This window comes from Photobacterium andalusiense (assembly GCF_900185625.1).
Classification (GTDB): domain Bacteria; phylum Pseudomonadota; class Gammaproteobacteria; order Enterobacterales; family Vibrionaceae; genus Photobacterium; species Photobacterium aquimaris.
This window is the reverse complement of sequence record NZ_FYAJ01000004.1, coordinates 218,796-242,743: the sequence shown is the minus strand read 5'-3', so window position 1 is coordinate 242,743 and position 23,948 is coordinate 218,796. Positions and strand designations below refer to the sequence as shown.

The window sequence follows — 23,948 nt, the reverse complement described above, 5'->3', positions numbered from 1 at the left end:
CTTTTACTTCAAACAGATACAAAATAATAATGTCTATTAAAGGATACAGCTAAAATCAAAATTTATAATGTATGATAAAATAATTCATCGTTTTTTATGTCTTTTTACTAAAAAAACACTTTTTAATTAGGCTTAATTATCCATATTTAGTAAATATCATTGATTTTAGATGACAATATTCAATTATTGAATGCTGTAACGACTAATAAATTAATTATCATCCACAGCTTTTCCAGAATTTATAAGTTTTAATATCACGCTACAGATTCTTATAATTATTCATTATTAATAACAAGTTTATATTTATTTTCTCAGCTGACGCCTGATTATCATTACTAGTAGCGTCTATTTTGTCGTTTGGCATTTTATCAACATCCATAAAAATGGCGACGATCATCAACATAGTTATCCACAGAAATTGTGGACAACAGCCAAAACACCAGACGATTAGGCACTTCTTAAAAATCAAGTCTTTTTAATAAAAAAACAAAAAAAAGCTAGCCTTGATAGCTAGCCTTGTTTATCAGTACAAAATACTAACAATGTACTTAGTAACTAAGATCCATTAAAAATTGCACATCATCGCCTGGTTGATAATAAACAGGCTCATTACCATAGCTGAAGAATTTTAATGGCTTACCATTAGCTGCATGATAACTAATGTTATTATCAGCGATCGCTAACCATGTTCCTTCTGGAATACCAATCACTGGCTCATGCTTATTAACTTCAAGAAACTCTTGAATTCGTTCATCTCGAGTTTCCCCCATATGACCTTCAACAGATGCTTCTAAATAATGCGGATTAATTTGAAAAGGCACAAAGTTTAATGAGGATAAAATAGCACCAGTAACAATTGGCATATCATTGGTTGTACGGATCGTTGGACAACCAATATTAGTGCCTGCACTCCAACCAATATAAGCTTTACCTTGTTTTAATACCGCTTTTCTAATAGGTCCAACAAGACCTAAATCATGCAAGGTTTTATTTAGTACCCATGTATTACCACCACTAACAATAATACCGTCTGCTTGTTCAATCGCTGCTACTGGATCAGGAGCATTGTGCAAACCTGTTGCAATACAATCCAATCCTAACTTATCAAATGTTGCTTGGACTAATGCCACACGATCATCGTGGCTTGAGCGAATAACTGCGTATGGAATGACTACAAAATGCTTGGCTCCAGTACGTTTAACTTGATCGATAATTGCATCTGCCGCAAATTCCATTACATGGGTATTACCTGCAATTTTACCGTTACTGAGTAATAAAATATCCATTGTTCTATCCTATAACCTATATTTATTCATCAGGCGTGTTATCGTGAACACTGTTTATATTTAACTCATTATATCAAACGCAAAATTAGCTATGTTTACAACCGACAAAATCACAATTTAAAAAAACTTCAATGAAAAACAATCATCCACTCATACCTATTAGCAGCTTGACTACTTAAAAAAAACACACTGCATACCATCACCACTCAAAAAAAACACATTTGCTCAACAACTCAATTTTAATAACAACGACAAAATAAGAATTATCGTTAACTAAAAACTTACTTTTCAATCAACTAGCTAAATTTAATACAATTAATAGATAAAACCCTACCCTTGAGGAGTTGTTATAGGGCTCACAAAATCAGATAATGTTAAGATCTCTTGCAATGATAATGAATTTGGTATGACTGAATACCTGTTACTCCTCATCGGGACAGTGTTGGTTAACAACTTTGTACTCGTTAAATTCTTAGGTCTATGTCCTTTTATGGGTGTATCTAAGAAACTAGAAACAGCAATCGGAATGGGCTTAGCAACAACATTTGTGCTAACCCTCGCTTCTGTGTGCGCATATCTCGTTGAAACCTACATTTTGGATCCTCTTGGTATCCAGTATCTACGTACACTGAGCTTTATACTTGTAATTGCAGTAGTGGTGCAATTTACTGAAATGGTGGTTCATAAAACTAGCCCAACACTCTACCGTTTGCTGGGTATATTCTTGCCATTGATCACGACTAACTGTGCGGTATTGGGTGTGGCTTTATTAAATACCAATGAGCACCATAACTTTATCCAATCCGTCATTTATGGTTTTGGTGCTGCGGTGGGTTTCTCATTGGTATTAGTATTATTTGCTTCCATGCGTGAACGAATTGCAGCTGCAGATGTACCAGCTCCCTTTAAAGGTGCATCCATTGCGATGATCACTGCGGGCCTTATGTCTCTTGCCTTTATGGGCTTTACTGGATTGGTGAAATTGTAATGAGCGGGATCTTAATTGCTGCCATTGTGCTCGCAGTGTTAGCTGCAATATTTGGCATTATTTTAGGTTTTGCTTCAGTACGTTTCAAAGTTGAAGCTGATCCAATTGTTGAGCAAATTGATGCCATTTTACCGCAAACACAATGTGGTCAATGTGGGTTTCCAGGTTGTCGTCCGTATGCTGAAGCCATTGCTAATGGTGAAATCATTAATAAATGCCCACCTGGCGGCCAAGCAACCATTGAGAAACTGGCTGATTTAATGGGTGTTGAAGTGCCTCAAGCTTCTGATGAAGTCACTAACAGCATTAAAAAAGTCGCTTTTATTCATGAAGATATGTGTATTGGTTGCACCAAGTGTATTCAAGCGTGCCCTGTTGATGCCATTGTTGGCGGCACTAAAGCAATCCACACTGTAATAAAAGACGAATGTACAGGCTGCGATCTTTGTGTTTCTCCTTGCCCTACTGACTGTATTGAAATGATCCCTGTTGAAGAAACACCGGATAACTGGAAATGGCAACTCAACCAAATACCCGTGGTTAATATTGCTGCGACAGCGAATGTAGAAAAGGTTAAGCCGTAGTCATGCTCTCAATTATTGAACAAATTAAACAAGGCAAGCTGTGGGATTTCCATGGCGGCATTCATCCTGCTGAAAACAAACTATTGTCAAGTAAGCAACCGATCAAAGCTGCGGGCATTCCAAGTGAATTGGTATTACCGTTAAAACAGCATATCGGCTCTCGTGGCGACATTATTGTCAACATCGGCGATCACGTACTAAAAGGCCAACCACTAACGCAAGGCGATATTGCAATGTGTGTGCCTATTCACGCGCCGAGCTCGGGCACAATTACTGCAATAGAGCAACGTACGACTGCTCACCCTTCTGGCTTAACAGATCTATCTATTGTTATATCAACCGACAATCAAGATACTTGGTGTCGTGGTAAGCAATATCCTGATTATCAAGATCGTGATCCAGCTGAACTGATTGAGGCGATTCGTCTTGCTGGTATTGCAGGTTTAGGCGGCGCAGGTTTTCCTACAGCACGTAAACTGCAAGGTGGTTTAGGTAACGTTGATATTTTAATTATCAATGCCGCAGAATGTGAGCCTTATATCACAGCCGATGACAGACTAATGCAAGACTATGCAGATGAAGTCATTGAAGGCATTCGTATTTTACGCCATATCATTGCACCTAAATTAACCATCATTGGTATTGAAGATAATAAACCTGATGCAATTAAAGCATTGGAAGCCTGTGTTAGCGAAGATGATAATATTCTTATTCGCGTGATTCCGACTAAATACCCTTCTGGTAGCTCCAAGCAATTAGTTAAGATCTTAACTGGCCGCGAAGTACCAAGCCAAGCACGTTCAACCTCAATTGGGGTTATTATGCAAAACGTGGGGACCGCTTTTGCGATTAAACGTGCGATTGTGAACGGTGAACCATTAATTGAACGCGTAGTAACATTAACCGGTGAAGCCTTTAAAGAACGTGGCAATGTGTTTGCTTTATTAGGAACACCCATTGCGTACTTGCTTGAGAAATTTGGCTATCAAGCCGATAAAAAATATCCTCGAGTGATTATTGGTGGCTCACTAATGGGCTTTACACTGCCCCATGCAAATGTGCCTATCACCAAAATTACTAACTGTATTTTAACGCCTAAGCGTAAAGAATTACCGTTACATACCTATGAAATGGCTTGTATTCGCTGCTCAGCCTGTGCCGATGCTTGTCCATCATCATTGTTACCACAACAATTACAATGGTATGCCAAAGATAAAAACTACGAAAAATGTGAAGAATATAATTTAAGTGACTGCATTGAATGTGGCGCTTGTGCTTATGTTTGTCCAAGTGAAATTCCGTTAGTACAGTATTACCGTCAAGCTAAAGCTGAAATTTGGGAACGTAAACAAGACGAAATGAGTGCTGAGCGTGCTCGTCAGCGTTTCGAAGCCAAGCAACAGCGTATGGAACGCGATAAAGCTGAACGTGAAAACCGCTTTGCTAAAGCAGCCACTGATCGTCGTCAGCAAATGGCAACAACAGGTGGTGACGATGCGGTTGCAGCCGCTATTGCCCGTGTTAAAGCGAAACAAGCTGCCGCAACCGACACTGCACCAGCAGCAGTTAAACCGGCAGTAGCAGCTGCGATAGCAAAAGCAAAAGCGAGACAAGCAGCTTCTGTATCAGACGCAAATGCAGTACCAGATAACAGCGAAATGGCAGCACTGCGTAAACAACGAAAACTGCAAGCACGTGAACAAAAAGCAGCGAAACATGCAGAGATGATGCAGCAACAAACCGCGGCCGAACAACCAGCAGAGCAAGTAACAGCTAAAAAAGATGCTGTTGCTGCTGCCGTTGCACGTGCGAAAGCGCGTAAAGCAGCCCAACAACAACCAACAGCTGCTGCTGAGCCTTCGGCTGAAGTAAACACTGATGTTGTAAGCGATCCTAAAAAAGCCGCTATTGCTGCTGCCGTTGCACGTGCTAAAGCGCGTAAAGCAGCCCAACAACAACCAACAACTGCTGCTGAGCCTTCGGCTGAAGTAAACACTGACGTTGCAAGCGATCCTAAAAAAGATGCTGTTGCTGCAGCGGTTGCACGCGCGAAAGCTCGTAAAGCAGCCCAGCAACAACAACCAACAGCTGCTGTTGAGCCTTCGGCTGAAGTAAACACTGATGTTGTAAGCGATCCTAAAAAAGCCGCTATTGCTGCTGCCGTGGCACGTGCTAAAGCGCGTAAAGCAGCCCAACAACAACCAACAGCTGCTGCTGAGCCTTTGGCTGAAGTAAACACTGACGTTGCAAGCGATCCTAAAAAAGCCGCTATTGCTGCTGCCGTTGCACGTGCGAAAGCGCGTAAAGCAGCCCAACAACAACCAACAGCTGCTGCTGAGCCTTTGGCTGAAGTAAACACTGACGTTGCAAGCGATCCTAAAAAAGCCGCTATTGCTGCTGCCGTGGCACGCGCTAAAGCGCGTAAAGCAGCCCAGCAACAACAACCAACAGCTGCTGTTGAGCCTTTGGCTGAAGTAAACACTGACGTTGCAAGCGATCCTAAAAAAGCCGCTATTGCTGCTGCCGTTGCTCGCGCTAAAGCGCGTAAAGCAGCCCAGCAACAACAAGTAACAACTGCTGCTGTTGAGCCTTTGGCTGAAGTAAACACTGACGTTGCAAGCGATCCTAAAAAAGCCGCTATTGCTGCTGCCGTGGCACGTGCTAAAGCGCGTAAAGCCGCTCAGCAAGCCAATAAAGTACAACCTAACATTGAGGAAGAATAATCGTGGCTTTTAATATTGCCAGCTCACCCCATGCACATAATCGTCGTAGTACGAGTGTCATCATGCGTACGGTTATTTTATGCGCAATTTTTGGCGTTGTTGCTCAATGCTACTTTTTTGGTCTTGGCACGCTGATCCAAATAGTTTTCGCATCTATCTGCGCGATTATATTTGAAGTCATCGTACTAAAATTACGTCAACGTCCATTAGCGCCTTATCTGCGTGATAATACTGCACTGTTAACGGGGGTATTGATCGGTATTTCAATTCCACCTTTAGCACCATGGTGGATCACTGTTATCGGGGTATTCTTTGCTATCGTAATCGCAAAGCACCTATATGGTGGTATGGGACAAAACTTATTTAACCCAGCAATGGTTGCCTATGTTGTATTGTTAATCTCATTCCCCGTTCAAATGACAACCTGGTTACCACCGGTATCATTAAGTGCTAATCCCGTTACCTTTATGGATAGTTTGTCTGCCATTTTCACTGGCTTTACGCCTGATGGCTTTAGTGTTCAACAGCTGAAAATGTCCGTTGATGGTTATACCATGGCGACACCATTAGACACGCTAAAAACCTCATTAAAAACAGGTATGACCGTTGCTGAAGCGATGAAAAAACCAGTGTATGGCACATTGGCAGGCGTTGGTTGGGAGTGGGTTAACATTGGCTTCTTATTAGGCGGTTTATTACTACTTAAATTACGTATTATTCAATGGCACATTCCTGTTGCAATGCTGAGTTCATTATTCGTAATTAGCAGCATTATTTATGTCATCGATCCAACAGTTGCCGCGTCACCGTTATTACATATGTTCTCTGGTGCAACAATGTTGGGTGCATTCTTTATTGCAACCGACCCCGTTACCGCATCAACAACAATAAAAGGCCGACTGATCTTTGGTGCTTTTATTGGCGTAATGATCTATTTGATCCGTACTTGGGGTGGCTTTCCTGATGGGGTCGCTTTTGCGGTATTGTTGGGTAATTTATGTGTACCTATCATTGATTACTACACCCGCCCACGCACTTACGGACACTAATAATGAGTATGACTATGTTTAAATCAATGAAAAAAAATGGGTTGATTCTAGCAATTTTTGCTTTGTTATCAACGGCATTAGTTTCTCTTACTCACTATTTCACCGCCGATCGTATTTTTCAGCAACAACAGCAACAGTTATTGAATACCTTAAACCAAGTTATTCCTGTTAGCAGTCACGATAATTTACTTTATAAGCGCTGTACCTTAGTTAAAAATCTGCAATATATCGGCACCAAAACGGCGATGCCTGCTTATATCGCGACCAAAGATGGTAAACCTACAGGTATTGCTATTGAAGGTATTGCACCTGATGGTTATAGCGGTGCGATTAAACTGATTGTTGGACTTGATACGAAAGGCGTTATCACTGGTGTACGTATTTTAGAGCAACATGAAACACCGGGACTTGGTGATAAAATTGAAACCTCTGTCAGTGACTGGATCTATAGTTTTACTGGTAAGCGTGTTAATGGTGCCAACGATCCTAAGTTCCATGTTCGTAAAGATGGCGGTGAATTTGACCAATTTACAGGAGCGACAATTACACCGCGTGCTGTGGTAAAAGCCGTCAAAAATATCTCGTTGTACTGGCAAAATAATCAGCAGCAAATTCTTAGCCAGCCACTAGATTGTCCGAGTGAATAATTATGACCACATCTTATAAAGAGTTGATGAAAAATGGTTTATGGTACAACAACCCAACAGTGGTACAGCTGTTAGGTCTATGTCCATTACTGGCGGTATCATCAACCGCAACCAACGCATTAGGTTTAGGACTTGCCACGACCATGGTATTGGTGATGTCTAATTTTACCATTTCAGTGATTCGAAAATTAGTGCCGTCAGAAATACGTATTCCGGTATTCGTGATGATCATTGCATCACTGGTAACCTGTGTACAATTATTAATGAATGCTTATGTTTATGGTTTATATAAATCATTAGGTATCTTCATTCCTTTGATCGTAACTAACTGTATCATCATTGGTCGAGCGGAAGCTTTTGCATCTAAAAACAAGCCATTACCTGCCGTTCTAGACGGTTTATGGATGGGACTTGGTATGACATCGGCCCTGTTTTTACTGGGTGCGATGCGTGAAATTTTAAGTAAAGGTTCACTGTTTGATGGCGCTAACCGTTTATTAGGCGATTGGGCATCAGTACTACATATTCAAATATTTCATTTCGATAGCAGTTTTTTACTAGCAATGTTACCACCAGGTGCTTTCCTTGGTGTCGGTTTCATGATCGCAGTGAAAAATATTATTGATAAATATAAAGCCGATAAGCAATCTGCGTTAGAACAACAACAGCCAAAAGTGGAACGTGCTCGTATTACTGATGTTAAGTAATATTGTTGTTGTCATTAACAAATAATAAAACTGGCTTTCGGGCCAGTTTTTACTATTGATATCTCTATAATTATAATTGTAACTATTACCGTTCGGTGCTCACCCTCAACAATAATGGTGATATTTACACTACGTTTTGTCAGGAAAGACTATGAATAATCAAAAACGGGTTCAGATATTAGAACGATTACAAGCTGAAAATCCACACCCACAAACTGAACTTCATTGGACAACACCGTTTGAGCTATTAATCTCGGTGTTACTATCAGCCCAAGCGACTGACGTTAGTGTCAACAAAGCCACAGATAAGCTTTACCCTATCGCCAATACTCCCCAAGCTATCTTTGATCTTGGCGTTGATGGTGTGAAGCAATATATAAAAACCATTGGGTTATTTAATTCTAAAGCTGAAAACGTCATCAAAACATGCCGTATTCTATTAGATAAACACAATGGAGAAATCCCTGAAAATCGCGAAGCATTAGAAGCCCTACCAGGTGTCGGTCGAAAAACAGCTAATGTCGTCCTTAACACTGCCTTTGGTTGGCCAACTATTGCGGTTGATACCCATATTTTTCGAGTTTGTAATCGCACTAAGTTTGCGATGGGGAAAAATGTTGAGCAAGTAGAAGAAAAATTGCTAAAAGTTGTTCCGGCTGCGTTTAAAGTCGATGTCCATCACTGGCTAATTTTACATGGACGCTATACCTGCATCGCACGTAAGCCTCGCTGTGGTAGTTGTATTATTGAAGATTTATGCGAGTACAAAGACAAAATAGAAATCTAACATCGCGTTGATATTGCTATATCTCTCTTTATCAATAATCGCCACCAAAAAAGGAGCATTCAAATGCTCCTTTTTTGAAACTAATAATCTAGTTATTACAATGGCGTACAGTCAATATTAAAGCCATTTTGTTTACGTTTAGCGGCAAGCTCTGCAGCTCCTTTACCAAGCGCATTTAACAACTCATCACGTTGTTGAGATGAGACTTTTTTACCGCTAGCATCAAGAGATTGCTGTAATTCTATTGCTGCTTTTTGCTTATCATCTTGAAGGTAGCTTTCTTGGGCAAGGGCGATATAAGCCATGCTTCGTGCTAAAGGTTGACCTTCATGCCCTAGCGCCTGTAATTCAGTTGTCGCACCAGGTTTACACAATTGTTGGTTTTTTATTGCTTCAGCAACTGGCTTTAAATCTGCTTTAACGACTTTGTTGAGCACTTCCTTGGTAGTATCTGTCGCCACATTCTCAACCGTGGTAGTGAACATTTTTATACCAACAATCACTGCAACAATAATAACAATACCGATCAATAGACGCTTATTCATACTCAACTCCTTATTCGCTGATTAACACTACCATCATAAAGGTGTTATCAATAGCCAATGTCAACAGACGATTAACATTACGCTCATATTGAATTTAAATTTGACTACGTCCTAATGAAATCACTACTCGACGGTTTTGATGACGACCGACGGGGGTTGAATTATCGGCAATCGGTCGCCGTTTACCATGGGCTTCAACTTGAATACGATTATCGGGTAGACCTAACCCTCTAAAGTAATCTTCAATTTTAGCGGCTCGTTGTTCTGACAACCGTTGTCCTGCCGCTGTTCCTAGTGCTGAATCACTGTATGCAGCAACCAATACTAAATCGATATCATCAGAATAGCGTACATAATCAGCAATCTGCGCTAACCGCTGCTGTGACATATTATTCAGCTCATCACTATCATTGTTATAATGCAAAATCGTAAAGGCAATATCGTCAAAACTAAATGGCATCAAGTTATTCAGGCATTGACTAAAAAGTTGATACGATTTATTAAAATTAACCGCAGATAAACCAACTTCTAACTGGCGTTGTCGCTGCGCAGGCCAACTTTTATAGCTAAACGTTGGATTACGCCCATCTTCTAACTCTGCCAACATTTGCCAGGCGGTATTACCTTCAATATAGCCATCAAATTGTTTGAAGAATTTTAAATTAACCATCGCATGAGCCGCATCGCCAGGCATCCAACTCGGTGGCATTGAAGTTAACTTAACATTGCGGGTTGCTCCAAGTTGACGCTGCATTTTCAACTCAAAATGCAGGTTCATTTTTTTACTGGAACGTGCTGAAAACTGCGCAGTTCCATAAGCTGGAATGGAATGTTCTAATCGACACTCTAAAGGCGTATCAACCACAAGTTGCCACTGTGATTGATGTGGCGAGGCAAGATAGTTTTTAGCCTCAGCATTCGATATTGAAATAAATACACTAATAACTAATCCAATTCGTAACCAAGGCATTAATAATTCTATTGAATTCATTTTATAACCAGACTAAGAGAAAATAATACAACGACGATAATAACGTTACACTGCTATATCGGCATTTATGGTATGAGCTTTAGCCTTCTATTACTCAATTGAGTCATCGTTACTTCAAATCGTATTTCTATGATTGAACAGCAATGAAATTAAACGCTTAATCTGCCATACTAGGTGATTCTTTTATTTTGACAGCAGTACTATGAGCCAAGATAACCAATGTAATACCTTAAAAAGTCGCTTTCGCGGCTACTTTCCAGTCGTTATTGACGTTGAAACTGCAGGTTTTAATGCCAAAACAGATGCCTTATTAGAGATTTGTGCTGTCACTTTACAAATGGATGAAGATGGTTGGCTAAAACCTGCAACAACTATTCACTTCCATGTCGCTCCTTTTGAAGGTGCAATCTTGCATAAAGAAGCGTTAGAATTTAACGGCATTCGTGATCCTTTTAGCCCATTACGTGGCGCAGTATCTGAAGAAGTTGCACTCAAAGAAATTTATAAGCAAATCAGAAAAGAACAAAAAAACACTGATTGCACTCGTGCGATTATGGTGGCGCATAATGCGACTTTTGATCATAGCTTTGTGATGGCTGCCTCTGAACGCGCGAAACTAAAACGTAATCCATTTCATCCATTTGCGACCTTTGATACCGCAGCATTAAGCGGTTTAGCCTTTGGACAAACGGTGTTGGCTAAAGCCTGTCAAACAGCTGAAATTCCATTTGATAATAAAGAAGCGCACTCAGCATTATATGATACTGAACGTACCGCTGAATTATTTTGCAAAATCGTTAATAAATGGAAACAACTAGGTGGCTGGCCATTATTCACGCCACCAACAGACGACACTGGCAACAAATAATCTAAATTGCGCTGAATTTTTTATTAAACCCATCCTGTATGGGTTTTTTTATACCTCTCACATCGTCATCAAATAAATAGATGTAAAAATTAACAATTACTTAACATTAATCTTATACTTGGTCTGTAATGCGTTTTGTTTTTCCTCATGGATGAATAAAAAATAACATAACGACAACTGAGAGGCAGAATAATGTCCGTAAATATACGTTATCTTTCCCTTGCGCTTTGTGCAGCGCTGACTAGTACTTCTGCGTTTAGTGCCGGATTTCAAGTCTCAGAACAATCAGCGTCAGGTTTAGGCCGCGCTTTTGCAGGAGAGGCTGCTATCGCTGATAACGCAGCGGTCATCTCTCGCAATCCCGCGGCAATGACAAAATTTAACACCATGACAGTATCAGTTGTCGGCAGTATTGTTATACCTGAGATTGATGTTATCGCCCATGACGCACCTAACGGCATCCAAACTGCCAAAAATGTTGCTCCAACCGCTTTTGTACCTGCTAGTTATTTTATTCAACCGCTTAATGAGCGCCTTTCTTGGGGGCTAGCATTATTTTCAGGCTACGGCGTAACCACCGATTATCCCGCCGATTTTTATGATGGTAGTTCTGCTGGTAAAACCTCACTGGTAGCCATCAATTTAAACCCTAGTATTGCTTACAAAGTTAATAACCAACTAAGCCTTGGGGTTGGTCTCAATGCTGTTTATGCCAAAGCTGAACTCTATCGCCATTATGGACAGAATGCGTTACCGTTCTATCCTACGATTAAACCCAGTGATAAAACCATTAACATGGAAGGTGACACTTGGAGCTGGGGATGGAACATCGGTGCTTTCTATCAATTAAATGATAATAACCGTTTTGGACTCGCTTACCGTTCAAAAGTTAATCTTGATTTTAAAGGCGATTTTACTGATTACTCCGGATTAGTATTAGGCAGTGCCAATCGCGGTCAAACCATTAAAGGAAAACTCCCAGTTATTCTACCCGCCACCGCTGAATTTTCTGGTTTTCATCAGCTTAATCCGAAAATTGCGGTTCATTACAGTCTTTTCTGGACCCAATGGAGTTCATTTAAAGAGTTACGTGCCACCAACGCACAATGTAATTTCAATGGTCAAATGCCAGGGATTTGCTTACTAAAAGATGAAGATTATAGCGATGCATTTCGATGGGCTATTGGCACCACATACACCCTCAACTCTACCATTACCTTACGCGCTGGATTTGCCTTTGATGAACAAGGCGGTAAAGCCACGCTTAGTATTCCAGATACTGACCGCTACTGGTATTCAGCCGGCGTCACTTACCAACATAGTCCTCGTTTAAGTATTGATATTGGCTTGAGTTATATCTATGGCAAAGACAACGACTTTATTGAAACTGACCACCGTTTTACTGCCAGCAGTGTTGCTTATATTGGAGCTGCACAAATTAACTATGCCTTTTAGCCACAATGCATAACAACATTTAAATAAGGAAATATATGAACAAGTATATTTTAACGATACTAACAACAAGTTTGGGGCTAATAGGGTGCGGTGGCGACAGCAAATTAGAAGGGACACCAACACTGGATCCCAATATTACCGATAGCATTAACGCAGCGACTAAAATCAACTTTGATTTAATCACTGATCCACAAAGCCCTACCCTTGTTCAACCCACTTATTTATTAATGGACAGTCGCGACGGCACTTTAAATACCGAAGTTGCAGCTGCTGATGCCAATGATATTAGCGATCCATTAATAACAATGGGACACACCGATGGTTGGAGTACCAGTCAACCATTACAACTGCAATTTATAGGGCATAATCTTGATAGCACAACGCTAGCTAATGGCTTTTATTTAATTGAGTCTAGCGATCCAACCACCAATACCAACACCATAGAACCGACTAAACTCACTCAAAATAATGGCGACTTTATATTATCAGCATCAGGTACCACGCTCACTGTAGTGCTGTTAAAACCATTAAAACCCGCTACTAATTATATGTTTGCTATTACAAGCGATCTTAAAGACAGCAATGGTGATAGTGTCGGTATGAGTAATAGCTATGCGGTCTTAAAAGCCAATGCGCCAGCTCCGGTTGCGGCACTGGTTGCAGCCCAAGACATTACTCACGCCACAGAAGCTGAATTTGTAAAGGTAGGGGTTAACCAAGACAGCATTATGTTCTCAAGTTGGTTTACAACCGCTTCTATCGGTGATGCGGTATATGCCGTTAAAGCAGCAACAGCACTGGCATTACTGCAAGGTGCTAATACCATTTGGAAAGGCAGTGCGATTAACGATCAAGTCTCAACCTCAGATTTACGCAACCTATTTAGTTTCTCCAATCTCACCGATACTAAGCAAACCACACCACAAGCAAAAGGGGAAATCTATACTGGCACAATAGCACTGCCCTATTTTTTAGATAATACTGCCGCAGGTTTTGCAACAACGCCTTGGCAAAGTGGTATGCCAAGTTTAGCCATTATTAGCTCAGTATTAACCTCAGGTAGCGATGCTGATAAAGCAGCAATTGTTGCGCAATTAGCTCAACTCAATATTACTCCAGCAGACATTGCAGCGGCGGCTAGTGATGCAGACATACAACGTCGCTTACTGGTGACACTAACAGGCACAACATTGACATTAGCTAATGGTAGTCAACTTGATCCGCAGCGATTAATCACCCGCTTTAGTCCATTGCCCAAGCTACAATCAGTGCAATACCTTGATTACACACTGATTCTTCCTGTAGATCCTGCTTGTAATCAGGTCGCAAAGAACGCCACTAGCATTTATTTACATGGTATTACTAGCACCAAAGAAACCGTATTAGCTCTAGCAGATAATATTATAAATGAGCAGTGCCAAGCGATTTTTGCCATCGATCATCCATTACATGGTAGTCGAGCAATTGCAGGAGTTGATGGCAGTGCCAGTGATGGTCATCCTGAATACTATTTAAATTTATCGGCACTCACTGTTGCCAGAGATAACCTTCGCCAAAGTACAACAGATATAATTGGATTACGCGCAACAATTGGGCAAGTCTTTGCGACTATCGCATCAGGTGATGCCGCTGCAATTGGGAGTTTAGGGAATTTAAAAACCCTCGATCCAGCGCAAGGGGTTAACTTCATTGGCCACTCTTTAGGCGCTATCACCGGTGTCAGTGTGGCTAACATTGCTAATCGTCCTGTTGGCATACCGCAAACTGACGCACTCTTGTTTGATATTAATGCCCTTGCTTTAGCCAACCCTGGCGGTGAAATTCCTTATTTATTGCTAAATTCTGGTAGTTTTGGAGATTTTGTTAAAGGCAACTTAATGGCGACAACCAATCCAACCTTTGCCGCTTTTTGCCAGCAACAATCATTGCAACCTGATGTATGCTTTAATGCTTATCAGGCAGATCTAATTGCTAAAGGCGATGCGAGCTCTATTGCAACCTTAACCGCAATATATGCAACTTTTAATAGCTTTGCGTACGCGGCTCAAACTGTATTAGATACTATCGATCCAACTAACCATGCTCCTCTGGTAAGCCCAAATACAGGCTTATATTTAGCTCAAGTCAAAAATGATGCGACCATTCCTAATATGACTCCATTAGGAGCAACCATTGCCGGTACCACGATTTTACAACCCTACTCTCCGTTTACCGGCACAACCCCGCTAATTAGTGGCTTAGATCTAATGATTACTAACCAAAGTACGACAAACCAATTAGTACGTAATGCTATTTTATTTAATCAAGGTGGCCATTCATCACTGCTCGATCCTACAATTAGTCCTGCCGTTACCCAAGAAATGCAAACGGAAATAGCGTCATTTATAAACACTAATGGCCTAAACCTCACGATAGAGAATAAAAGCGTAATAACCACAACCCCTTAAGTTTTTTATCAATAAAATGTTTAATCATAAGAAGCGAGCGTGATGCTCGCTTTTTTTTGGCATATAAAACAAAGTGATAAACTCTAAAAAGGCTTATTCTTTATAAACATAATTATAGAATTTTTTTCTCGACAAATGCTGAAAATCAAGCACACTGTGTGATATGGGATCAAAGTCTCATAATTATAATTAAATCGCATCTAGCAGTGTTGAACATTGCCAGACAATCGAACGAAGTAATAATGCAACTAACGGATGGAACTCACGTTTTATGAACCCTGTAATTATCGCCGTATGCATCATGCTGGTACTCGCTTTAATGCGTGTCAATGTCGTGGTTGCTCTTACATTTAGTGCCATTATTGGTGGTCTTATCGGAGGTTTATCGCTCACCGATGCGATTTCAGCCTTTGAAGGTGGATTAGGTGGCGGTGCCACAACCGCTCTAAGCTACGCCATGTTAGGTGCGTTTGCCGTCGCGATTTCGCGTTCAGGTATTACTGACGTCCTCGCTCAAAAAGTTATTAAGCGCATTAGCGGCCATGAAAATATTGCGGCAGCTACTGGTGTGAAATATAGCGTTCTTATCATTTTAGTATTGCTTGCCATCTCTTCTCAGAACGTTATCCCAGTCCATATCGCCTTTATTCCGATTGTTATTCCACCGCTATTACATGTCTTCGCCAAGCTTAAGCTGGATCGTCGCTTAATTGCCTGTGTATTAACCTTTGGTTTGGTCACCCCTTATATGGTACTTCCTATTGGTTTTGGCGGTATCTTTCTCAATAATATCCTACTTAAAAATTTACATGATAATGGGTTAGATGTTGCGGCAAGCCAAGTGCCTATCGCAATGATCCTACCTGCATGTGGCATGGTATTTGGCTTATTAATGGCAACATTTGTCAGCTACCGTAAGCCACGCGAATACTCAGTAGAGAAAATTCTTGCGAGTGAGCCAGAGAAAAAAGTCATCGATATGCGCCATGTGTATGTAGCTGTAGGGGCTATTTTTGCGGCATTAGGTGCACAGTTGTATAGCGGCTCAATGATTGTCGGTGGTTTAGTCGGCTTTATGGTGTTTACCTTTACAGGCGTCATTAAGTGGAAAGAAACCCACGATGTGTTCACTAAAGGTGTCCATATGATGGCGATGATTGGCTTTATTATGATTGCGGCGGCGGGTTTTGCTGCGGTAATGAAAGCAACAGGTGGCGTTGAAACTTTAGTTAATTCACTTGAAGCAATTATTGGTAACAATAAACCATTAGCGTCATTATTGATGTTAGTCGTTGGTCTATTAGTAACAATGGGTATTGGTTCATCATTCTCAACCATCCCTATTCTTGCGACCATTTATGTACCGTTATGTTTATCTTTTGGTTTCTCACCAATGGCAACGATTGCGATTGTTGGTACAGCAGCAGCACTTGGTGATGCCGGCTCTCCAGCTTCAGATTCAACCTTAGGTCCAACATCAGGTCTTAATGCCGATGGTCAACATGATCATATTTGGGATTCAGTTGTACCGACGTTTATTCACTACAACTTGCCACTGATTGCTTTTGGCTGGATCGCATCAATGATCCTGTAGTCGCAATAGCATCACAATGATGATCGCAATTTAATCTTGATATAAAAAAACCGCCAACGTTTAACGTGGCGGTTTTTTTTATAAGTGCAAACACACTTAAACAGCAATCTTACTCAGCAGCTTGTGCATCACGGCGAGCAGCAGCTTCTTTAATTAATGTTTGTAATTCACCTTTTTGGAACATTTCCAAAATGATGTCACAACCACCAATAAGTTCACCATCAATCCATAATTGTGGGAATGTTGGCCACTGTGCATAAACAGGTAGCTCTGCACGAATATCTGGGTTTTGAAGGATATCTACAAACGCAAATTTTTCACCACAGTTCATTAACGCTTGTGACGCTTGTGATGAGAAACCACAGCTTGGCAATTTTGGAGAGCCTTTCATGTACAACAAAATAGCGTTATCTGAAATTTGTTGTTTAATTTTATCGATAGTTTCCATCGCTTCCTCGTCCGATTCTAATAATCATTTATAATAAACCCTACCATTCTACTTGGTTATCGTCACCAATAAAAATACTTTCAAATTATGTTTAGTCTCTCTTTTACACAATAAAGCGCAATCTTAGTTATATTGATATCTATTAAGTGGTTATTGACGTAATCAATAACGAGGTATAGGGTATTTTTTTAAGCTTAATGCTTTTAATAAACTAAAAACTTGCTAAAATAAAACGGTCAGATTCAAATAATAAGTAGGTGCTAACACCTACTAGAAAGTAATGTCGTGGGTATAAGCCCAATAATTAAAATGGAGAATTGAGCAATGGCATTTGAACTACCAGCTCTACCGTACGCAATCAACGCTCTTGAGCCACATATTTCTCAAGAAACGCTAGAATACCACTACGGTAAGCATCACAATACTTACGTTGTTAAGCTAAACGGTCTTGTAGAAGGTACTGACCTTGCTGAAAAATCTCTTGAAGAAATCGTACAGACTTCTACTGGTGGTATTTTCAACAACGCAGCTCAAGTATGGAACCACACTTTCTACTGGCATTGCCTAAGTCCAAATGGCGGCGGCGAGCCTACTGGTGAATTAGCAGACGCTATTGTTAAAGCATTCGGTTCTTTCGCAGAATTCAAAGCTAAATTCACAGACTCAGCAATCAACAACTTTGGTTCTGGCTGGACATGGCTAGTTAAAACTGAAGATGGCGCATTAGAAATCATTAATACTTCAAACGCTGGTTGCCCAATTGCTGAAGAAGGTCTGAAAATGACACCTCTTCTAACTGTTGATGTTTGGGAACACGCTTACTACATCGATTACCGTAATGTTCGCCCAGATTACATGGCTGCATTCTGGTCACTTGTTAACTGGGACTTCGCTGCTAAAAATCTAGCTGCATAATATTCCTGTTTAACAATATCAACCCGTTTCATTATTGAAGCGGGTTTTTTATACCTTGGTTATCATACTCATATACCAACCTATCTCCTCACCAGCTATCAATCATTAGTTTATATATAACAATTTAATATTTTATTTAATTTATATTTACTCGTTAACATCCTGAAACATTTAACTCGATTTTGACATGCTTATTATTGCTTGCTTGTATGATTGTGCATCACTCATCATTCAAGCGAGAGTTATTAGCGTGTATTATAAAACGTTCTCCATCGCAGCACTTAGCGTCGCTATCTTAACCTCCAGCAGTATTGCTTCTGCTCAAGACGAAGGAAAAAAGCCACAACCAATCCCTGTTACTGTTGAAGCAATTTCAACCAAAGAGTTTGTCACTACCCTTGATGAAGTAGGTAAAATCAATGCGACAGAATCAGCAGACCTTACGTTTAGTACTGCGGGAAAACTGATAGAAATCAATTTCAAAGATGGCGATACCGTAACTAAAGGTCAACAAATTGCCAAACTCGATAGCAGTAAACCTAAAGCCGATCTTGATAAAGCTCGAAGCTCTTTAAATACTGCCCGCAATAAAGTAAAACGTGCACTAGCCTTAGAAAAAAAACAACCAGGAGCACTTTCAAAACAAGATATTGAAGGCTTACAAGATGAGGCAAACCTTGCAGCAGCAGATTACCGTCAGCAACAAGCGATACTAAAAGACTTCATTATTAGTGCGCCATTTGATGGTCAACTGACAACTTTCTCGCGCTCAGCTGGCAGCATGATTGATCCCGCTACGACCTTAGTCAGTCTTTATAACTTAGACCCTGTTGAAGTTACCTACACCATTAGCCAAAATGATCTTGGCAAAGCCGTTAAAGGTCAGCCAGTTACGATTACGGTGGAAGCCTATAAAAATATGAGTTTTCCTGGCGTGGTTGATTATGTTGCCCCCGCCGTTAATAAAAGCTCTGGTCGTGTCGCTATTCACGCGCTCATCAAAAATCCTGACCATGTATTAGCACCGGGTATGTTTGCCAAAATAAGCCAAATGGTGAACGGACGCACCGAACGCATCGTTGCCCCTCAAAATGCCATCATGGCCCATAATGACGACCGCTATGTATGGTTGGTTAATGATAAAAATATCGCTACCAAACACTACATTACCTTAGGTAAGAACATCAATAATGGCTATGTTGTGGTAGAAAAAGGCCTCAAAATTGACGATAAAGTCATTGTAACGGGACAACAAAAATTAGATGACGACGCGCTGGTTAATATCATAAAAACCCAACAATCAACCTCAAACTTGCCACCACAACCGCTTAAAAAGAAAGTGACAGATCCTTCAGCATCGTCTCATTCACCACAAACAACACCGAATCCAAAAGCCGAAACTAAAAAAGTAACGGAGCCAAACAATGAAGCTACCTGAGGTTTGTATTAGGCATCCTGTTTTTGCTTCAGTACTCAGTATTGCCATCGTTCTTATTGGTTTATTTGCCTTTCAAAAATTAGCAATTCAGTATTTTCCTGAACATAATTCGCCTCAAGCAACCGTCAGTGCAAAAATTGATGGAGCGAGTGCTGACTTTATGTCGCGTAATGTCGCTACTCGCTTAATTAACTCAGCGACAGGATTAGAAAATGTTGAAACCATGACCACAGACTGTGTTCAAGGTAGCTGTACCCTAAAAGTTAAATTTGATGACAGTATTAGTGATGTAGATTACGCCAATTTAATGAATAAATTGCGTAGCAGTATTGAAGCTATTGTTGATTTTCCACCAAGTATGGTCGACAAGCCGACTGTCACTGATGACTCATCAGATAAAAGTTCCGCCAGTAATATTATTACCTTTGTTAATAAAGGTGATATGACTTCCCAGCAAATGTTTGACTATATTAGTCAGCAAATAAAACCGCAGTTTCGCCATGTCGAAGGCGTTGGCGCGGTATATGGTCCTTATGGTGGTGCAGCCAAAGCAGTTCGCGTGTGGCTAAACCCTGATCGTATGATGGCGCTCAATGTTAAAGCCGCTGATGTTGTTACTACGCTTAGCGCTTACAGTTCATCATTTACGGTTGGCCAAATTATTGGTGAAGCTCGTAATTTCCAAATTAATCCTGTCACTCAAGTAAAAAGCGTTAAAGATGTTCAAGATCTAGTGATACGGGTTGATGATGGCAATATCATTCGTATTAAAGATATTGCTGACGTCAAAATGGGCGAAAATAGTCTGACCCCAAGCGTGCTCAAAGTGAATGGCGAAACCGCAATGTCATTGCAAATCTTGCCATTAAAAAGTGAAAATCCCGTTGATGTTGCAGCACGCGTAAAAACTGAAATTGCCAAGATGCAGCAGCATTTACCGCCAGGCTTAAGCATGGAGATGGTATATAACCAAGCTGATTTCATTCAAGCAGCGATTGATGAAGGCTTTCATACTTTAATTGAAGCAGTATTTTTAGTGTCAATTATTGTAGTGCTATTTTTAGGCTCACTGCGTATTGCATCGATTCCAATTATCACCATTCCAGTGTGTATTATTGGTGTGTTTGCGGTGATGTCATACCTTGGCTTTACGATTAACGTATTGACTATTTTGGCGATCATTTTGGCTATAGGCCTAGTCGTTGATGATGCCATCGTGGTGGTCGAAAACTGCTACCGCCATATTGAAGAAGGTGATACGCCGTTTAATGCCGCCATCAAAGGCAGCCAGGAGATTATTTTCCCAGTTATCGCCATGACCATGACCTTGGCAGCGGTTTACCTGCCTATCGGTTTAATGTCTGGCATGACAGCTGATTTATTCCGTCAATTTGCCTTCACATTAGCAGCCTCGGTGATCATTTCAGGTATTGTTGCACTGACATTATCACCCATGATGTGTGCCTATTTAATCAAGCCTATCGCTCAACAGCCTAAGTGGTTTGTAAAGGTAGATACTAAGCTCCACCAGCTTTCTGAAGCGTATGTTAAACAACTCGCGAAGTGGTTTGAACGTAAAAAAATCATGGCTGCAATGGCATTAGCACTAATTGCGCTTTCTGGCGCGGCAATTTGGTCAATGCCTCAGGTGTTATTACCGACCGAAGATACTGGTTTTATTGATGGCAGTTCAGAATCACCAACAGGTGTTGGTCGTCGCTACCATGTAAAACATAATGCCGAGCTCAATACCGTGATGGAAGGTAATGACAGCGTAGCTGCAAATCTGTCTTATATTGAAGCACAGCCGACTAACCATATTTTGTTAAAACCGTGGGGAGAGCGCACCAAAACCGCCGCAGAAGTCGTTGCTGAGCTCACTGATAAGGCCTCAAAAACATTATCAGCTTACAGCATGTCATTTAGTGTCCGTTCTGCTGATGGTTTAAATGCTGCTACCAACTTAGTATTAGAACTAAAAACGGTTGATCGCGATAAAAAGCAATTAACAGATACTGCCAATACTATTGTGAAAAAGCTTAATGATTACTCAGGATTAACCAAGGTTAAGAGTTCATTACTGCGCGATCAGTTGCGCTATGACCTGAGTATTAACCGTAATGCGATTATTCTATCTGGTGTGACATATACCGATGTGACCAATGCGCTATCAACTTTCCTTGGCTCGCTAAAAGCAGCCGACTTACAAGCTGATGATGGTTACACTTACCCGATACGCGTTCAAGTGAACCGTAAAGATCTTGGTAATTTTGATATTATTGATAAGTTATATGTAGCGTCAGAATCTGGGCAAAATATTCCGCTATCAGAATTTGTGTCAATTAAACAAGTGACCTCGGAATCAACATTTAAAACCTATATGGGACAAGACAGTGCCGAAATCACTGCTACCTTAATGCCAGGCGTCACTGCTGGTGAAGTCCGTGATTTCGTTGATGCCAATATTCCTCCACTACTAAAAGATTCGCAAAGCTATGCTTATGCCGGAATAGTAAAAGAACTCACAGACTCTCAAGCAGGCACACAAACCTTGTTCTTGATGGCTTTAGTGTTTATTTATCTCATCCTTGCAGCGCAATTTGAAAGCTTTGTTGATCCATTGGTGATCTTATTAACCGTACCATTATGTATTGTTGGCGCGGTGCTAACCTTATGGGCATTTGGCCAAAGCCTTAATATTTACTCACAAATAGGATTATTGACCTTAGTCGGGCTCGTTACCAAGCATGGTATTCTATTGGTCGAATTTGCCAATGAACAACGTAAACTGGGTAAATCGGCGATTGAATCTGCTTGTCACAGTGCTCAATCACGTTTACGTCCAATATTAATGACATCACTGACTATGATTCTAGGTGCATTGCCATTGGCATTTGCATCAGGCCCAGGTTCATTAGGTCGAATTAATATTGGCTTAGTGCTGGTCGGAGGCTTAATCGCAGGTACTTTCTTTTCATTGTTTGTGGTCCCCGTCGCTTATGTGGGAATGAGCAAATTAAGAGATAAAGATGTCCTAAACTCGCTACTTTCGGGTCGCGGTTGGCGTAAGAAGAATCATTAATTACAGACAAATAAACCGATAACACTACTAATAAAAACGCCTGCATACTTTTGACTAGAAAGAGAAAGCCGCAGGCGTTTTTTTATATCTTAATCAAGGCTAGATAATAATTAACCTTTTTCAGCCAGCAAAATACGCAGAGTACGACGCAATGGTTCTGCAGCGCCCCACAATAACTGATCACCCACCGTAAACGCATTTAGGTAGTCATCACCCATAGCAAGTTTACGTAATCGACCCACAGGCACCGATAGTGTACCCGTAACTTTAGCTGGGCTTAATTCTTGCACTGTAATATCACGCTCATTTGGGATCACTTTTACCCAATCATTATGAGATGCAATAATCGCTTCTACTTCATCAAGCGGTACATTTTTCTTAAGCTTCAATGTTAACGCTTGACTATGACAACGCATCGCACCGATACGTACACAAGTACCATCAATTGGGATTGGACTATCTTGCAACCCTAAAATTTTGTTGGTTTCAACCGATGCCTTCCACTCTTCTTTACTTTGTCCATTATCGCGTTTCACATCAATCCAAGGGATCAATGAGCCAGCCAGTGGCGCACCAAATTCTTGAGCAGGAAAATCAACGTCACGTAATGTTCGTGCCACTTTACGATCAATATCTAAAATAGACGTCGCAGGATTGGCAAGCTCACTGGCTACCGAATCATTGATCACGCCCATTTGGCTAATTAACTCGCGCATATTCTTTGCACCTGCGCCAGATGCTGCTTGATAGGTTTGTGATGTCATCCACTCAACCAATCCCGCTTTATATAAGCCACCAACAGCCATTAGCATCAAACTAACGGTACAATTACCACCAACATAGGTATTAGTACCGTTATGGATCCCTTGTTGGATCTGATCAAAGTTAACCGGATCAAGGGTAATTATTGAATCCGGCTGCATACGTAATGTCGATGCAGCATCAATCCAATAACCTTTCCAACCTGCTTGACGCAATGCAGGGTAAACTTTCTCAGTATAACTACCACCTTGGCAGGTGATCACCACATCGAGTCGTTTTAATGCTTCTATATCAAACGCATCTTGTAGTACGCCAGCATCTTTACCAAAATTAGGCGCTGCTAAACCGACTTGTGATGTGGTAAAAAATACCGGATTGATAACGGCAAAATCGCCTTCCTCAACCATGCGCTGCATTAAAACTGAACCTACCATGCCGCGCCAACCAACTAAACCTACTGTCATCATTTGCAACTACACTCCCTGTGGTATTAAATTTCTTTATCCATCTATAGAGATTTACGCCGCCAAAAACAAGCATAATTTGCAATTATAAATAAAAAATACCTCAGTTTATAACCCACCATCTTTTATCGTTTGATTATCATTTGAGTTTCTTATCAGCCACATTAG

At 40.8% G+C, this 23,948-nt stretch carries 19 protein-coding genes; 14 read left to right on the top strand and 5 right to left on the bottom strand.

The annotated features are described in order from the left end of the window. Positions 1-548 precede the first annotated feature (548 nt). Complete coding sequence (pepE, locus tag PAND9192_RS12015) at positions 549-1,286, bottom strand: dipeptidase PepE (RefSeq protein WP_087854011.1); 738 nt, start codon at positions 1,284-1,286, stop codon at positions 549-551. A 406-nt stretch (positions 1,287-1,692) separates the two neighbouring features. Here pepE and rsxA point away from each other — a divergent pair, with 406 nt between their 5' ends. The 7 genes from rsxA (at position 1,693) to nth (ending at position 8,771) form a co-directional block, all read left to right on the top strand. Then, on the top strand, positions 1,693-2,274 hold the full coding sequence (gene rsxA, locus PAND9192_RS12010; protein WP_060998179.1) for an electron transport complex subunit RsxA: 582 nt from the start codon (positions 1,693-1,695) through the stop codon (positions 2,272-2,274). Further along, positions 2,274-2,858 carry an electron transport complex subunit RsxB gene (gene rsxB, locus PAND9192_RS12005; protein WP_087854010.1) on the top strand — a complete coding sequence of 195 codons (585 nt, stop codon included), beginning with the start codon at positions 2,274-2,276 and terminating at the stop codon, positions 2,856-2,858. The genes rsxA and rsxB overlap by 1 nt, the downstream gene beginning before the upstream one ends. Positions 2,859-2,860: 2 nt before the next feature. Next, positions 2,861-5,581, top strand: a complete 2,721-nt coding sequence (gene rsxC / locus PAND9192_RS12000; RefSeq protein WP_087854009.1) for an electron transport complex subunit RsxC — start codon at positions 2,861-2,863, stop codon at positions 5,579-5,581. A 2-nt stretch (positions 5,582-5,583) separates the two neighbouring features. Further along, positions 5,584-6,630, top strand: coding sequence for an electron transport complex subunit RsxD (gene rsxD, locus PAND9192_RS11995; protein WP_087854008.1), 1,047 nt, complete (start codon positions 5,584-5,586; stop codon positions 6,628-6,630). Between the two features lie 14 nt (positions 6,631-6,644). Next, positions 6,645-7,277, top strand: a complete 633-nt coding sequence (gene rsxG / locus PAND9192_RS11990; protein ID WP_087821086.1) for an electron transport complex subunit RsxG — start codon at positions 6,645-6,647, stop codon at positions 7,275-7,277. A 2-nt stretch (positions 7,278-7,279) separates the two neighbouring features. Continuing rightward, complete coding sequence (locus PAND9192_RS11985; protein WP_087854007.1) at positions 7,280-7,984, top strand: electron transport complex subunit E; 705 nt, start codon at positions 7,280-7,282, stop codon at positions 7,982-7,984. Positions 7,985-8,135: 151 nt separating this feature from the next. Beyond that, positions 8,136-8,771: an endonuclease III gene (gene nth, locus PAND9192_RS11980; RefSeq protein ID WP_065168162.1), complete on the top strand. Its 636-nt coding sequence runs from the start codon at positions 8,136-8,138 to the stop codon at positions 8,769-8,771. 95 nt (positions 8,772-8,866) lie between these two features. Here the strand turns inward: nth and PAND9192_RS11975 are convergent, their stop codons facing one another. Then, a complete protein-coding gene (locus PAND9192_RS11975; protein ID WP_087854006.1) occupies positions 8,867-9,316 on the bottom strand; it encodes a hypothetical protein in 450 nt (149 codons plus the stop codon). A 94-nt stretch (positions 9,317-9,410) separates the two neighbouring features. Further along, entirely contained in the window at positions 9,411-10,286 is an 876-nt protein-coding gene (gene motY / locus PAND9192_RS11970) for a flagellar protein MotY (protein WP_087854005.1), read from the bottom strand. A gap of 223 nt (positions 10,287-10,509) precedes the next feature. Here motY and rnt point away from each other — a divergent pair, with 223 nt between their 5' ends. The 4 genes from rnt to PAND9192_RS11950 all read left to right on the top strand — a co-directional run bounded on the left by rnt (position 10,510) and on the right by PAND9192_RS11950 (position 16,671). Beyond that, positions 10,510-11,175: a ribonuclease T gene (gene rnt, locus PAND9192_RS11965; RefSeq protein WP_060998171.1), complete on the top strand. Its 666-nt coding sequence runs from the start codon at positions 10,510-10,512 to the stop codon at positions 11,173-11,175. A 192-nt stretch (positions 11,176-11,367) separates the two neighbouring features. Next, positions 11,368-12,630 carry an outer membrane protein transport protein gene (locus PAND9192_RS11960; RefSeq protein ID WP_060998170.1) on the top strand — a complete coding sequence of 421 codons (1,263 nt, stop codon included), beginning with the start codon at positions 11,368-11,370 and terminating at the stop codon, positions 12,628-12,630. 35 nt (positions 12,631-12,665) lie between these two features. Then, positions 12,666-15,077 carry a VolA/Pla-1 family phospholipase gene (locus tag PAND9192_RS11955; protein ID WP_087854004.1) on the top strand — a complete coding sequence of 804 codons (2,412 nt, stop codon included), beginning with the start codon at positions 12,666-12,668 and terminating at the stop codon, positions 15,075-15,077. A 271-nt stretch (positions 15,078-15,348) separates the two neighbouring features. Next, complete coding sequence (locus tag PAND9192_RS11950; RefSeq protein WP_087854003.1) at positions 15,349-16,671, top strand: Na+/H+ antiporter family protein; 1,323 nt, start codon at positions 15,349-15,351, stop codon at positions 16,669-16,671. Positions 16,672-16,780: 109 nt separating this feature from the next. On the opposite strand, the gene grxD is transcribed toward PAND9192_RS11950, so the two are convergent. After that, positions 16,781-17,119, bottom strand: a complete 339-nt coding sequence (grxD, locus tag PAND9192_RS11945) for a Grx4 family monothiol glutaredoxin (protein WP_060998167.1) — start codon at positions 17,117-17,119, stop codon at positions 16,781-16,783. 324 nt (positions 17,120-17,443) lie between these two features. Between grxD and sodB the strand changes: the two genes are divergently transcribed. The 3 genes from sodB (at position 17,444) to PAND9192_RS11930 (ending at position 22,554) form a co-directional block, all read left to right on the top strand. Beyond that, positions 17,444-18,034, top strand: a complete 591-nt coding sequence (sodB, locus tag PAND9192_RS11940; RefSeq protein ID WP_087820877.1) for a superoxide dismutase [Fe] — start codon at positions 17,444-17,446, stop codon at positions 18,032-18,034. 250 nt (positions 18,035-18,284) lie between these two features. Beyond that, positions 18,285-19,472 (top strand): efflux RND transporter periplasmic adaptor subunit, encoded by a 1,188-nt coding sequence (locus tag PAND9192_RS11935; protein WP_234999133.1) that lies wholly within the window; start codon positions 18,285-18,287, stop codon positions 19,470-19,472. Further along, positions 19,459-22,554, top strand: coding sequence for an efflux RND transporter permease subunit (locus PAND9192_RS11930; RefSeq protein WP_087854001.1), 3,096 nt, complete (start codon positions 19,459-19,461; stop codon positions 22,552-22,554). Before PAND9192_RS11935 ends, PAND9192_RS11930 begins: the two co-directional genes overlap by 14 nt. Before the next feature lie 110 nt (positions 22,555-22,664). Here the strand turns inward: PAND9192_RS11930 and asd are convergent, their stop codons facing one another. Then, positions 22,665-23,780, bottom strand: a complete 1,116-nt coding sequence (gene asd / locus PAND9192_RS11925) for an aspartate-semialdehyde dehydrogenase (RefSeq protein ID WP_087854125.1) — start codon at positions 23,778-23,780, stop codon at positions 22,665-22,667. Positions 23,781-23,948 lie beyond the last annotated feature (168 nt).

What these genes read in the sequence shown, in the direction of transcription:
- grxD (WP_060998167.1), bottom strand. Translation starts at nt 17,119, where the DNA reads ATGGAAACTATCGATAAAATTAAACAACAAATTTCAGATAACGCTATT.
- asd (WP_087854125.1), bottom strand. Translation starts at nt 23,780, where the DNA reads ATGACAGTAGGTTTAGTTGGTTGGCGCGGCATGGTAGGTTCAGTTTTA.
- rsxA (WP_060998179.1), top strand. Translation starts at nt 1,693, where the DNA reads ATGACTGAATACCTGTTACTCCTCATCGGGACAGTGTTGGTTAACAAC.
- rsxG (WP_087821086.1), top strand. Translation starts at nt 6,645, where the DNA reads ATGTTTAAATCAATGAAAAAAAATGGGTTGATTCTAGCAATTTTTGCT.
- PAND9192_RS11930 (WP_087854001.1), top strand. Translation starts at nt 19,459, where the DNA reads ATGAAGCTACCTGAGGTTTGTATTAGGCATCCTGTTTTTGCTTCAGTA.
- rsxC (WP_087854009.1), top strand. Translation starts at nt 2,861, where the DNA reads ATGCTCTCAATTATTGAACAAATTAAACAAGGCAAGCTGTGGGATTTC.
- PAND9192_RS11975 (WP_087854006.1), bottom strand. Translation starts at nt 9,316, where the DNA reads ATGAATAAGCGTCTATTGATCGGTATTGTTATTATTGTTGCAGTGATT.
- nth (WP_065168162.1), top strand. Translation starts at nt 8,136, where the DNA reads ATGAATAATCAAAAACGGGTTCAGATATTAGAACGATTACAAGCTGAA.
- sodB (WP_087820877.1), top strand. Translation starts at nt 17,444, where the DNA reads ATGGCATTTGAACTACCAGCTCTACCGTACGCAATCAACGCTCTTGAG.
- pepE (WP_087854011.1), bottom strand. Translation starts at nt 1,286, where the DNA reads ATGGATATTTTATTACTCAGTAACGGTAAAATTGCAGGTAATACCCAT.
- rsxB (WP_087854010.1), top strand. Translation starts at nt 2,274, where the DNA reads ATGAGCGGGATCTTAATTGCTGCCATTGTGCTCGCAGTGTTAGCTGCA.
- PAND9192_RS11955 (WP_087854004.1), top strand. Translation starts at nt 12,666, where the DNA reads ATGAACAAGTATATTTTAACGATACTAACAACAAGTTTGGGGCTAATA.
- PAND9192_RS11950 (WP_087854003.1), top strand. Translation starts at nt 15,349, where the DNA reads ATGAACCCTGTAATTATCGCCGTATGCATCATGCTGGTACTCGCTTTA.
- PAND9192_RS11985 (WP_087854007.1), top strand. Translation starts at nt 7,280, where the DNA reads ATGACCACATCTTATAAAGAGTTGATGAAAAATGGTTTATGGTACAAC.
- PAND9192_RS11960 (WP_060998170.1), top strand. Translation starts at nt 11,368, where the DNA reads ATGTCCGTAAATATACGTTATCTTTCCCTTGCGCTTTGTGCAGCGCTG.
- rnt (WP_060998171.1), top strand. Translation starts at nt 10,510, where the DNA reads ATGAGCCAAGATAACCAATGTAATACCTTAAAAAGTCGCTTTCGCGGC.
- motY (WP_087854005.1), bottom strand. Translation starts at nt 10,286, where the DNA reads ATGCCTTGGTTACGAATTGGATTAGTTATTAGTGTATTTATTTCAATA.